This is a genomic window from Cellulomonas alba, assembly GCF_030362835.1.
Classification (GTDB): domain Bacteria; phylum Actinomycetota; class Actinomycetes; order Actinomycetales; family Cellulomonadaceae; genus Cellulomonas; species Cellulomonas alba.
In genome coordinates, this window is sequence record NZ_JAUCGQ010000001.1 from 1,682,155 (window position 1) to 1,693,728 (window position 11,574).

11 protein-coding genes are annotated in these 11,574 nt (G+C 71.9%); 9 read left to right on the forward strand and 2 right to left on the reverse strand.

The features are described 5' to 3' along the window. The first annotated feature begins 120 nt into the window (after positions 1-120). The 4 genes from QRT04_RS07710 (at position 121) to QRT04_RS07725 (ending at position 4,626) form a co-directional block, all read left to right on the forward strand. Positions 121-1,254, forward strand: a complete 1,134-nt coding sequence (locus QRT04_RS07710) for an endo-1,4-beta-xylanase (protein WP_289454635.1) — start codon at positions 121-123, stop codon at positions 1,252-1,254. Positions 1,255-1,543: 289 nt separating this feature from the next. After that, positions 1,544-1,990 carry an SRPBCC family protein gene (locus QRT04_RS07715; RefSeq protein ID WP_289454636.1) on the forward strand — a complete coding sequence of 149 codons (447 nt, stop codon included), beginning with the start codon at positions 1,544-1,546 and terminating at the stop codon, positions 1,988-1,990. Between the two features lie 222 nt (positions 1,991-2,212). Beyond that, positions 2,213-3,628: a glutamate decarboxylase gene (locus tag QRT04_RS07720; RefSeq protein WP_289454637.1), complete on the forward strand. Its 1,416-nt coding sequence runs from the start codon at positions 2,213-2,215 to the stop codon at positions 3,626-3,628. Then, positions 3,625-4,626 (forward strand): YrhK family protein, encoded by a 1,002-nt coding sequence (locus tag QRT04_RS07725; RefSeq protein ID WP_289454638.1) that lies wholly within the window; start codon positions 3,625-3,627, stop codon positions 4,624-4,626. Before QRT04_RS07720 ends, QRT04_RS07725 begins: the two co-directional genes overlap by 4 nt. 35 nt (positions 4,627-4,661) lie before the next feature. Here the strand turns inward: QRT04_RS07725 and QRT04_RS07730 are convergent, their stop codons facing one another. Next, the gene (locus QRT04_RS07730) at positions 4,662-4,922 is read right to left on the reverse strand and encodes a GlsB/YeaQ/YmgE family stress response membrane protein (RefSeq protein ID WP_289454639.1); all 261 of its coding nucleotides are present in this window, start codon (positions 4,920-4,922) and stop codon (positions 4,662-4,664) included. Between the two features lie 153 nt (positions 4,923-5,075). On the opposite strand from QRT04_RS07730, the gene QRT04_RS07735 reads away from it, so the two are divergent. The 3 genes from QRT04_RS07735 (at position 5,076) to QRT04_RS07745 (ending at position 7,064) form a co-directional block, all read left to right on the forward strand. Further along, on the forward strand, positions 5,076-5,675 hold the full coding sequence (locus QRT04_RS07735; protein WP_289454640.1) for an ArsR/SmtB family transcription factor: 600 nt from the start codon (positions 5,076-5,078) through the stop codon (positions 5,673-5,675). Beyond that, a complete protein-coding gene (locus tag QRT04_RS07740) occupies positions 5,672-6,409 on the forward strand; it encodes an SRPBCC family protein (RefSeq protein ID WP_289454641.1) in 738 nt (245 codons plus the stop codon). Before QRT04_RS07735 ends, QRT04_RS07740 begins: the two co-directional genes overlap by 4 nt. An 82-nt stretch (positions 6,410-6,491) precedes the next feature. Then, positions 6,492-7,064 carry a dihydrofolate reductase family protein gene (locus tag QRT04_RS07745; RefSeq protein WP_289454642.1) on the forward strand — a complete coding sequence of 191 codons (573 nt, stop codon included), beginning with the start codon at positions 6,492-6,494 and terminating at the stop codon, positions 7,062-7,064. Positions 7,065-7,079: 15 nt separating this feature from the next. Here the strand turns inward: QRT04_RS07745 and QRT04_RS07750 are convergent, their stop codons facing one another. Further along, positions 7,080-7,838 carry a hemerythrin domain-containing protein gene (locus QRT04_RS07750; protein ID WP_289454643.1) on the reverse strand — a complete coding sequence of 253 codons (759 nt, stop codon included), beginning with the start codon at positions 7,836-7,838 and terminating at the stop codon, positions 7,080-7,082. Positions 7,839-8,239: 401 nt separating this feature from the next. On the opposite strand from QRT04_RS07750, the gene QRT04_RS07755 reads away from it, so the two are divergent. Both QRT04_RS07755 and QRT04_RS07760 read left to right on the forward strand, forming a co-directional pair. After that, on the forward strand, positions 8,240-9,589 hold the full coding sequence (locus QRT04_RS07755; protein WP_289454644.1) for a polysaccharide deacetylase family protein: 1,350 nt from the start codon (positions 8,240-8,242) through the stop codon (positions 9,587-9,589). Between the two features lie 492 nt (positions 9,590-10,081). Next, positions 10,082-11,410, forward strand: a complete 1,329-nt coding sequence (locus QRT04_RS07760; protein ID WP_289454645.1) for a glycoside hydrolase family 11 protein — start codon at positions 10,082-10,084, stop codon at positions 11,408-11,410. Positions 11,411-11,574: the final 164 nt, after the last annotated feature.

An 11,574-nucleotide genomic window follows, 5' to 3' on the forward strand; every position in this document is an offset into this window, starting at 1 on the left:
GGGTTACGTTGACCCGTTGAACAAATCGTGCCTACCGTGCAGATCGGGGGTTTCAGGCAGGGGAGCCCCCGCGAGAGTCCCCTCCATGCAAAGGAGCATGCTTTGCGTACCTCTCGAGCCTTGATCGCAGGCGCACTGACGGCGAGCTGCCTCGCCCTCGTCCCGAGCGTGGCCGTAGCCGCGCCCCCACCCCACGCGCACGCGTCGCACCACCACTCGCACCCGGCGAAGCACGACACGCTCGGCGACCTCGCCAAGCGGGCCGGCATCAAGTTCGGCGCCGCGGTGAACACCGACGTGCTGGCGACGGACGCCAAGTACCGCCACCTCGTCGGCACCCAGTTCACGAGCGTCACGCCCGAGAACGTCATGAAGTGGGAGGTCGTCGAGCCCGAGCAGGGTGTCTACGACTACACCGCCGCGGACCAGCTCGTCGCCTTCGCCAAGCAGCACCACCAGGTGGTGCGCGGCCACAACCTCGTGTGGCACAACCAGCTGCCCGCCTGGCTGACGTCGGGCACCTTCACCGCGGCCCAGCTGCGCGACATCCTGCACCAGCACATCACCGCCGAGGCGAGCCACTTCCGCGGCAAGATCCAGCAGTGGGACGTCGTCAACGAGGCGCTCAACGACGACGGCACCTTCCGCCAGGACATCTGGTACAACGCGTACCAGGAGCTCACCGGCGACGGCACCGGGTACATCGCGGACGCGTTCCGCTGGGCCCACCAGGCCGACCCGCACGCCAAGCTCTTCTACAACGACTACAACCTCGAGTTCACCGGGGTGAAGAGCGACGCGGCGTACGCGCTCGTCAAGCAGCTCAAGTCGGAGGGCGTGCCGATCGACGGCGTCGGCTTCCAGGGCCACCTCGACACGCAGTACGGCTACCCGGACCTGCAGAACAACCTGCAGCGGTTCGCCGACCTGCACCTCCAGGTCGCGATGACGGAGGTCGACGTCCGCACGTTCGTCAAGCAGAACGCCGACGGCACGTACAGCGACACCCCGGCCACCCCGGCCGACGCCCAGAAGCAGATCGACTACTGGACCAACACCGTCAAGGCGTGCCTCGCGGTGAAGGCGTGCAAGTCGTTCACCACGTGGGGCGTGTCCGACAACTACTCCTGGATCCCCGGCGTGTTCACGGGTGAGGGAGCGGGCCTGCTGTACGACCAGAACGAGAACCCGAAGCCGCAGTACTTCGCCGTGGCGGACGTGCTGCGTCACGCTCACGGTCACCACCGGCACTGACACCCGGCCGGCCTCCCCGTCCCGCGGCGCTGCCGCGGCCTGACGGACCGCGGGGCACGGTGCGCGTCCTCGGACCGCGCACCGTGCCCCGCACTCGTCTCCCGGCCCTGTCCCGCCCCCCGACGCGCCGTCTCGCGCGCGGATGATGCGCCCGTGCGGCGGGCCGCGCACGCCGGGCGGGCGATCTCCACCGGAACGTGGGACGGGCCTGTCGCTCGGCGCGCGCGGCTCGAACCGTCGACCTAGCGTGGAAGACGACCCACCGAGGTCCCGACGGAAGGAGAACGGCATGCCGACCATCGACGAGAGCATCGACATCGACGTCCCGATCAGCACCGCCTACGACCAGTGGACGCAGTTCGAGGAGTTCCCGCAGTTCATGGGTGGCGTGGACGAGGTCCGCCAGGTCAGCGACACGATGACGCACTGGCGCACCTCGATCGCCGGCGTCGACCGCGAGTTCGACGCGCAGATCACCGCGCAGGAGCCCGACCGGCAGATCAGCTGGCGCAGCGTGGACGGCAAGACGCACGAGGGCAACGTGACCTTCGAGCCCCTCGGCGCGACGCAGACCCGCGTGCGCGTGCGCACGGTGTGGGAGCCCGAGGGCTTCACCGAGAAGGCCGGCGCCGCCCTCGGCGCCGACGACCGGCAGGTCAAGGCCGACCTCAAGCGGTTCAAGGAGTTCATCGAGAACCGCGGGGTCGAGACCGGCGGCTGGCGCGGCCAGGTGTGACGACCTGACCCCCTGACCCACGCCCGGCGACGCCCGGCGCTCACCTCGCGTGACGCCGGGCGTCGCCGCGTCCGGCGCTGCTACCGTCGACCCGTCCCCTGCCCGAGATGTCGGGCTTGTGCCTGCACCTTGTCGCGACGCTCCGGTCGCCGCCTCCGCACCACCACGACTGCGACACCGCGGCGTGATCGTCGAGCCGCGGGTCCGACCTCGGGAGCACGCATGAGCGACAGCCACGACGACCCCCACGGCCCGATCCACGGCCGACCGTCCTTCCGGACCGCGATCGACCGGACTCGCTTCCCCGACCAGGGCCTCGACCCGGACGAGGCGTACGAGCTGCTGCACACCGGACTGATGCTCGACGGCCGGGAGACCCTCAACCTCGCGTCGTTCGTCACGACGTGGATGGAGCCGCAGGCCGAGGCGCTCATCCACGACACGCTGCGCAAGAACCACATCGACCACGAGGAGTACCCCGTCGCCTCGCTCGTCGAGGAGGCGTGCGTGCACATGCTGGGCGACCTGTTCCACGCGCCCGACCCGGCCGCGGTCGTCGGCGTCGCGACGATCGGCTCGTCGGAGGCGATCATGCTCGGGCTGCTCGCCCACAAGCGCGCGTGGAAGCACCGGCGCGAGGCCGCCGGCCTGCCGACGGACCGGCCCAACGTCGTCTTCGGCGCCGAGACGCACGTGGTGTGGGACAAGTTCGCCAACTACTTCGACGTCGAGATGCGCAAGATCCCGATGAAGCCGGACCGCTTCACGATCGGCGCCGACGACGTCGAGGCCCTCGTCGACGAGAACACCATCGCGGTCGGCGCGGTGCTCGGCACGACGCACATCGGCGAGGCCGACCCGATCGAGGAGATCAACGACCTGCTCGTCCGGATCAAGAGCGAGCGCGGCTGGGACGTCCCGCTGCACGTCGACGGCGCGAGCGGCGCGTTCGTCGCGCCCTTCGCCGAGCCCGAGCTGCGCTGGGACTTCCGGCTCGAGCAGGTCGCGTCGATCAACGCGTCGGGCCACAAGTACGGGCTCGTCTACCCCGGCGTGGGCTGGCTGATCTTCCGTGACGCGTCGCGCCTGCCCGAGGACCTCGTGTTCAGCGTCAACTACCTGGGCGGCGCGCAGCCCACGTACACGTTCAACTTCTCGCGCGGGTCCTCAATGATCCAGGCGCAGATGTACAACTTCCTGCGCCTCGGCCGCGCCGGCTACACCGCGATCGTGCAGACGATGCTCGACAACGCGCGCCACCTCAACGAGCGCCTCGAGGCGAGCGGCCGGTTCGCGATCCTCAACCCCGGCCTCTCGGAGCCCGTCGTGACGTTCCGGCTGACCGACGACCCGGGCTTCGACGTCTACCACCTGTCCGCGCGCCTGCGGGAGAACGGCTGGATCGTCCCGGCGTACTCGCTGCCGCCCGCCGCCGACGAGGTGCACCTGCTGCGCGTCGTGGTCCGGCCCGACCTGAGCCGCGTGATGATCGAGCAGCTGCTGCGCGACCTCCATCAGGCGTACGACGAGCTCGCGGCCGAGGCGCCGCCGGCCCGGGCCCGCGCGAAGGCCGACCTGTGGACCTCCCCGGCGCACGCCGCTGCGCAGAGCAAGGCCCGGACCGGCCTGCACCGGTGACGCGGACGGGCGCCGGGACCGACGCACCGGGGAACGGGCCGGGCGCGCCGGGCACGGGACCGGGGGGACAGGGAAGCGGACCGGGCGAGCGCGGGACCGGACGAACCGCGCCGTTCGCCGACCTGCCCGACGGCTGGCGTCTGGTCCGGGCGCGCGGGCCCGGGCGGTTCGTCACGCACGCGCTCCTCGAGGGTCCGGGGGGCGCGCGGCTCGAGTGGACGTCACGCCGGCACCGCAAAGGGCTGGGCCTGCGCGCGACCGACGGGCCGGCGAACGACGCCGGGCCGGCCGTCGCCACGACGCACGGAACCCGACGGGTCGCGCGGCCCACGGCGGGCAGCGTCTGGCTCGGCCTCCTGTTCGGCGTCGGGTCGGTGCTGTTCGCGCTCGGGTCGGTGCCGGCGTTCTTCGACCACGTGGCCGCCGTCGCCGTGGCGTGGACGTTCTTCGCCGGCTCCGTCTTCTTCACGAGCGCGGGCGCGCTCCAGCACGTCGAGACGCTCCGCGCACCGGGCGGCGTGCTCGACGACCGCCTGCCCGGCCGGCTCGCCACCCTGCTGCGCTGGCACCCGCACCGCATCGACTTCTGGGCGTCGTTCGTGCAGCTCGTCGGCACCGTCTGCTTCAACGTCAGCACGTTCGCCGCGACCCGTACGGGACTCGACGCCGCGGCCGCGCGGCACCTCGTGTGGGCGCCCGACGTCTACGGGTCGGTGTGCTTCCTCGTGGCGAGCTGGCTCGCGTACGCCGAGGTCAACCGCGGGGCGCTGCCGCGGCCGGACCGGTCGTGGGGCTGGTGGATCGCGGGGCTGAACCTGGTCGGCTCGATCGCGTTCGGCGCCGCGGCGGTCGGCGCGCGCTACGTCGGCGACACGGCCGATCCCGCGAACGTCTCGCTGGTGAACCTCGGCACGTTCGCGGGCGCGGTGTGCTTCCTGCTCGGCGCGGCCCTGCTGCCGGTCGAGTCGGCCCGCGACCGCGCGACGACCGGGCCGTGAGGCGCGGGCCGGTCCGCCCGGGGAGTCGCGGTCCGTCAGGCGGTGCGACGGCCCGCCCACCACCGCCACAGCGCGGTCACGACGACCGCGCCGACGATCGAGCCGATGATGCCGCTCGGCCGGAGCTTGAGCCCGTCGCCCGCCAGGAGGCTGATCAGCAGGCCCCCGACGAAGGAGCCGACGAGCCCGGCGATGATCGCCATCGGCCAGTCGATCTTCCTGTCGCGCCGTCCGAGGATCAGCTGCGCCAGGGCGCCGATCAGCATTCCGAACAGGATCAGGCCGAGTATCAGCATGCCGCCGAGGCTAGGCCAGGCGCGCCCGCTCGGCACTTACCCACAACGGATGATTCGGGCGGCGCCGCATCGATCGCCGCACCGCGACCTCCTGCGGCACCGACAGTCCTTCTTGTCTTGACAATCAGAGTTGTCGGTGACGATGCTGGAGCCATGCTCGACGTCGCCGTCATCGAGGAGCCCGCCGTCGCCGCGGCATCGCTCGAACCGATCCGCGCCCGCGTGCTCGCGGCACTCGCCGAGCCTGGCTCAGCGGCGATGCTGGCCGGCCGCCTCGGGCTGCCGCGCCAGAAGGTGAACTACCACCTCAAGGAGCTCGAGCGGCACGGGCTCGTCGAGCTCGCGGAGGAACGACGCAAGGGAAGCGTCACCGAGCGCGTGTACCGCGCGACCGCCGCGTCCTACGTCATCTCCCCCGCCGTGCTCGCCGCCGTCCGGCCCGACCCCGACCGCGCGCCCGACCACCTGTCGGCCCGCTGGCTGCTCGCGCTCGGCTCGCGGCTCGTGCAGGAGGTCGGCGCGCTCGTCACCGGCGGCGCCCGCGCGCACGCACCCGTCGCGACGTTCGGGCTCGACGCGCAGGTGCGGTTCGCGTCGGCGGCCGACCGGGCCGCGTTCGCGCGCGAGCTCACCGACGCCGTCACCGCGCTCGTCAGCCGGTACCACGACGAGCAGGCGCACGGCGGACGCACCCACCGGGTCGTGGTCGCACTCCACCAGCTGCCCGACCCGCCGCAGGAGGCCCGCGCATGACGCACCCGTTCGAGATCGGGCTCGAGCAGGAGCTGCCCGCGGACCCGGAGCAGGTCTGGGCGGCGATCGCGACGGGTCCCGGCATCGACTCGTGGTTCATGGGCCGCAACGAGGTCGAGGAGCGCGAGGGCGGCGCGGTCTCGATGGAGACGGGCGGCCGGCGGGAGGACGCCGTCGTCACCGCGTACGAGCCCGGCCGGCGCTTCGCGACGCGGACGAGCGCCGCACCCGACGGCCGGTTCATGGCGTTCGAGTACCTGATCGAGGGGCGCGCCGGCGGCAGCAGCAGCGTCCTCCGCGTCGTGCACAGCGGCCTGCTCGGGGACGACTGGCAGGACGAGTACGACGCGCTGCGCAGCGGGTGGCCGTTCCACCTCCACACGCTGCGCGAGTACCTGGCGCACTTCGCCGGCCGGACCGGCACGCCCACCTTCGGCCTGCGCGTCTGGGACGGACGCACCCGCGACGAGGTCCGGACCGCGATCGCGCGCGCACTCGGCGCGGACGAACGGCTCGCGGTCGGCCTGCCGGTGCACGCCGACGTCCCCGGGCTGCCGCCGCTCGACGGCGTCGTGGTCTGGGCGGACGACGACCGGGCGGCGGTCCGGACGGCCGACGGCCTCTACACGTTCCACCAGGGCGCGGGCGTCGCCGTGATGTTCCACCACCTGTTCGGGGCCGCCGACGGCGCCGAACCCGCCTGGCAGGCCTGGCTCGCCGCCCTGCCGGCCTGATCCCCTACCCATCCCGACCGACACCGACCCACACCCGACCCCATCCCGACCCGCGTCCCGACGCACACCGAGGAGCACCGCCATGCGCACGCTGATCAGCACCGCCTTCATCTCCGCCGACGGGGTCGTCGAGGGACCCGGCGGCGAGCAGGGCTACCGGAACTCCGGCTGGACGTTCAAGGACGTCGAGTTCGTGCCCGAGGCCTACGAGCTCAAGGGCCGCGAGCAGGAGGAGTCGTCGGCGATGCTCCTCGGCCGCGTCAGCTACCGGGCGTTCAGCCCGGTGTGGCCCGCGATGGCGGAGTTCACGACCTACAACGCGATGCCGAAGTACGTCGTCTCCACGACCCTGACCGACGGCGACCTCGTCACCGACTGGGGCGAGACCACGATCCTGCGCTCGCTCGACGACGTGGCCGCGCTCAAGGAGACCGACGGCGGCTCGATCATCGTGCACGGCAGCGCGGCCCTGAACCGCGCGCTGTCCGACGCGGGTCTGATCGACCGGTACCACCTGCTCGTGTTCCCGGTGCTGCTCGGCGCAGGCAAGCGCCTGTTCAGCACGTCCGACCGCGACGCGCAGCGGCTGCGGCTCGTCGAGCACGACGTCTACCCGAACGGCATCCAGAAGAACGTGTTCGACGTCGTGCGCTGACCGCGGCCGGCGCCGTCAGACCGTCGGCGGCACCGGCTCGCCGGGGAACAGCAGCCGGTACTGCTTGGCGTACTGCCGCTTGCCGACCGTCTTGTAGAGGAACCGCACGGGCGCGGGGACGCCCGCGAAGAACTCGGCGCGGTCGGCGGGCTCGAGGTTGGCGAGCAGCATGCCGAGCTGCGGCAGCAGCCGCGACTTGGGGATCGCCGTCATGCTGTGCTCACCGATCTGCTTCCACTCGGCCTCGGTCATGACGCGCTCGGCCACGGGCACGACCTCGACGACCTCCCGGCGCAGGTGCACCTTGAGCACGTCGAGCATGCGGCCGTACGCGTCGGCCAGCCGCTCACCGGTCTCGGGGTCGGCCGTGCGGCGCCACTCGGCGAGCAGCGGGCCGGCCTCCTCGAGCAGCGCCTGCACCTGCTTGTGGTGCGCGCGCATCTGGGCGACGTGCAGCGCGCACCCGGGAGCGCGCGTCTCGAGCTTGTCCCACAGCAGCTCGTCCTCGCTCTCGTGGTGCACGTGCAGCGACGCGTCCAGGTCCGCGAGCCACTGCCCGAGGAACTCGCTGCGCTGCGTGTCGCCTGCCGGCGCGGACCGCACGAGCTCCGACGCCTTCTCGTAGCCCCAGAGGAACGCGTTGTGGACGACGCGCATCTCCTTGCCGTTGCAGAGCTGGGGGCCGTCGGGGATCGGGGGGAGCGTCTCGCCGGGGGCGGAGACGTAGAAGTCGACCACGGTTCCTCCGTGCTTCACGCGGTGGATGTGCTTCACGCGGTGAGTGTGCGGGGCGCTGCGCTGCGCCGTGTCGAGGGCTCCGACGTGGGGTCGTGACGCACCGCAATCTAGCGACGGCGTCGCCGCCGCCGCGAGGGCCGGTACGGGTGGAATGTCCGATCGCTCCGCGTGGACCAGGCGCGCGCGAGCCCGGCTTCGTCGCTCCACCGACACGCGTCCTGCCGGCCGCCGATGCCGGATGTCGGCGTCAGCGCTCCCCGGGAACCCGCCGCCGCCGCCGACCCTGGTGGCGCGCCGCCGCGCTCCACGCACCTAAGCGGTTCGGGACTCCGGTCCAGCCCTTCCCACGGCCCGCGACGCCGCCGACCCTCGGTCGATAACGGTATCGAGACGGCACCGGCCGTCGCCGCGGACCCCATCGCACGAGGGAGTGCACGATGCGCCACAACCCCAGCCACCACCGTCGGACGCCCGGTCGACGCCTGCGGGCCGTCGCCGGCGCCGCCGCCGCGGGCTCGCTCGCAGCCGCCGGCCTCGTCGCCCTCGCGGCCGGGCCCGCGACGGCGGCCACCTGGTCGGGCAGCTGCTCGGCGGGCTACGTCGGCCTGACGTTCGACGACGGGCCGACCGCCGGCAACACGACGAACCTCGTCAGCATCCTGACGAGCAACGGCGCGACGGCCACGGTCTTCCCCGAGGGCCAGAACGTCCAGGCGCACCCCGACCTGCTCCGCGCGTACCAGCAGGCGGGCCTGACGATCGGCAACCACACGTGGGATCACCCGCACATGACGCAGCTCAGCCAGTCCGACATGTCGTCCGAGATCTCGCGGACGCAGTCGGTCATCCAGCAGACGATCGGCTCCGCGCCCCAGCTGTTCCGGCCGCCGTACGGCGAGACCAGCTCGACACTGAAGTCGGTCGAGTCGCAGTACGGGCTGCGCGAGGTGATCTGGGACGTCGACTCGCAGGACTGGAACGGCGCGAGCGCGAGCGCGATCCGGTCCGCTGCCGGACGACTGACGAACGGCCAGGTCATCCTGATGCACGACTGGCCGGCGAACACGCTCTCGGCGCTCCCCGGCATCTTCTCCGACCTCAAGTCCCGGAACCTGTGCCCGGGCGTCGTCTCGGCGAGCACCGGCCGCGCCGTCGCGCCGTCGGGGTCCTCAGGCGGCGGGTCCACGGGCGGCGGCGGGTCGACCGGTGGCGGCTCGAGCAGCGGCTGCACGGTGAGCCTGACGAAGAGCGGCGACTGGTCCGACCGGTTCAACGTGACGGCGTCGGTGTCGGGGTCGAGCGCGTGGACGGTGACGCTGAACCTCGGCTCGGGTCAGAGCCTGCAGAACAGCTGGAACGCCAACGTCACCTCGAGCGGCTCGACGCTGACCGCGACGCCCAACGGGTCGGGCAACAGCTTCGGGGTCACGCTGTACAAGAACGGGAACAGCAACCTGCCGACCGCCAGCTGCAACGCCAGCGGGTCCGGCGGGTCCACCGGCGGCGGCTCCACCGGCGGAGGCGGCTCCAGCGCGTGCACTGTCAGCCTGACGAAGGCCAACGACTGGTCCGACCGGTTCAACGTGTCCGCCACGGTGTCCGGGTCCTCGAGCTGGACCGTCAAGGTCACCCTCGGCTCGGGCCAGAGCCTGCAGAACAGCTGGAACGCCACCGTCACGTCGAGCGGCTCGACGCTCACCGCGACCCCCAACGGCTCGGGCAACACGTTCGGGTTCACGCTCTACAAGAACGGCAACGGCAACGTGCCCACCGCCACCTGCAGCTGACGGGCCCCGGCCAGGCCCGCTCGCCAAGCGCGTACCTCCCGTCGAACCACGTACCTCCGCGTACGCACCTCGGCGGGCTGTACGCGCTCCGGCGGCGGGCCCGGTCGGCGTGACGCCTCCCTGCGGGCCACCACACCGGGCGCCCTCTGGTCGCGCGGACTCGGAAGCGGCGACGCCTGCCGAGGGCCGTCGGCGCGATCCGGCGGTCCGGAAACTCTCCGAGACGAGTGCGGTCGGCACGCGCGGCGGGGCGTCTCGCGGGTCGCTTGTGAGCGTTCACCGAACCGCCAGGCCTAAAGGTTTACCTGCCCTGTCCCTCGGTTCACGCCTCGGCAGACCCGCACCACACTCCTTCGATAACGGTATCCATGCCGCCGACGCGGGCGGCGCGGAGGCCGCGCCGGAGCGACCGGCCGCCCGTCGGGAACCAGACCCCGCGAGCACGACAAAGCCGCGCCCGGATCCGAGAGACCCACCACGAGGGAGTGTGTGATGTTCACAAGTTTCGCTCTGAGAGGGAAGTCGCGACGGCGGCGGTCCGGGCTCGCGGCGGCCGGCGTGGCCGCGGTGGGGGCGCTTGCGGTCGCGCTGCTCGCGACGCCGGCGTCCGCGGCGACGATCTCGCAGAACGGCACGGGCTATGACGGCCTGTGGTACTCGTTCTGGACCGACAGCCAGGGCACCGTCTCGATGAACACCAACGGCGGCGGGGCGTACTCCACGTCCTGGCGCAACACCGGCAACTTCGTGGCCGGCAAGGGCTGGCAGACCGGCTCGCGGCACACCGTGAACTACTCCGGGTCGTTCAGTCCGTCCGGCAACGCCTACCTGTCGCTGTACGGCTGGACCACCAACCCGCTCGTCGAGTACTACATCGTCGAGAACTACGGCACCTACAAGCCCACGGGCAACTACAAGGGCACCGTCACCTCCGACGGCGGCACCTACGACATCTACGAGACGACCCGCACGAACCAGCCCTCGATCATCGGCACCGCGACGTTCAACCAGTACTGGGCCGTGCGCCAGTCCAAGCGGACCGGCGGCTCGATCACCGTCGGCAACTTCTTCGACGCCTGGGCCTCCAAGGGCATGCCGCTGGGCACGCAGAACTACCAGATCCTCGCCACCGAGGGCTACCAGTCCTCCGGCAGCTCCAACATCACCGTCTCCGAAGGCTCCACCGGAGGCGGCGGCAACACCGGCGGCGGCGGGAACACCGGCGGAGGCGGGAACACCGGCGGCGGCGGGACCAGCAACGGGTGCACCGTCACCCTGTCGAAGGCCGAGGACTGGTCCGACCGGTTCAACGTGACGGCGTCGGTGTCGGGGTCGAGCGCGTGGACCGTGACGCTGAACCTCGGCTCGGGTCAGAGCCTGCAGAACAGCTGGAACGCCAACGTCACCTCGAGCGGCTCGACGCTGACCGCGACACCCAACGGGTCGGGCAACAGCTTCGGGGTCACGCTCTACAAGAACGGGAACAGCAACCTGCCGACCGCCAGCTGCAACGCCAGCGGCGGGTCCACCGGAGGCGGAGGGTCGACCGGCGGAGGCGGCTCCAGCGCGTGCACCGTCAGCCTGACGAGGGCCAACGACTGGTCCGACCGGTTCAACGTCAACGCGACCGTCTCGGGTTCGAGCAGCTGGACCGTCAAGGTCAACCTGGGCTCGGGCCAGAGCCTGCAGAACAGCTGGAACGCCAACGTCGTGAACAACGGGTCGACCCTGACGGTGACCCCGAACGGAGCGGGCAACAGCTTCGGGTTCACCTTGTACAAGAACGGCAACAGCAACCTGCCCACAGCGACATGTAGCTGACCGTCCCGGCGAGCGGCTCCCTCCGGGCCGCCTCGCCGACGAACCGTCGAGGGCGTCCGGTGCACCAGCCGGGCGCCCTCGGCGCGTCCGGGGGCCCCTGGGGGCGGGGCGCCCTTGGCGCGTCGCCCCGGGCGCGCGTGACCTCGGGAGGCGCTCGGGGCTCG

Bases quoted from the DNA above. Each gene is read 5' to 3' on its own strand.
- QRT04_RS07715 (WP_289454636.1), top strand. From the start codon at position 1,544: ATGCCGACCATCGACGAGAGCATCGACATCGACGTCCCGATCAGCACC.
- QRT04_RS07740 (WP_289454641.1), top strand. From the start codon at position 5,672: ATGACGCACCCGTTCGAGATCGGGCTCGAGCAGGAGCTGCCCGCGGAC.
- QRT04_RS07720 (WP_289454637.1), top strand. From the start codon at position 2,213: ATGAGCGACAGCCACGACGACCCCCACGGCCCGATCCACGGCCGACCG.
- QRT04_RS07760 (WP_289454645.1), top strand. From the start codon at position 10,082: ATGTTCACAAGTTTCGCTCTGAGAGGGAAGTCGCGACGGCGGCGGTCC.
- QRT04_RS07730 (WP_289454639.1), bottom strand. From the start codon at position 4,922: ATGCTGATACTCGGCCTGATCCTGTTCGGAATGCTGATCGGCGCCCTG.
- QRT04_RS07745 (WP_289454642.1), top strand. From the start codon at position 6,492: ATGCGCACGCTGATCAGCACCGCCTTCATCTCCGCCGACGGGGTCGTC.
- QRT04_RS07735 (WP_289454640.1), top strand. From the start codon at position 5,076: ATGCTCGACGTCGCCGTCATCGAGGAGCCCGCCGTCGCCGCGGCATCG.
- QRT04_RS07755 (WP_289454644.1), top strand. From the start codon at position 8,240: ATGCGCCACAACCCCAGCCACCACCGTCGGACGCCCGGTCGACGCCTG.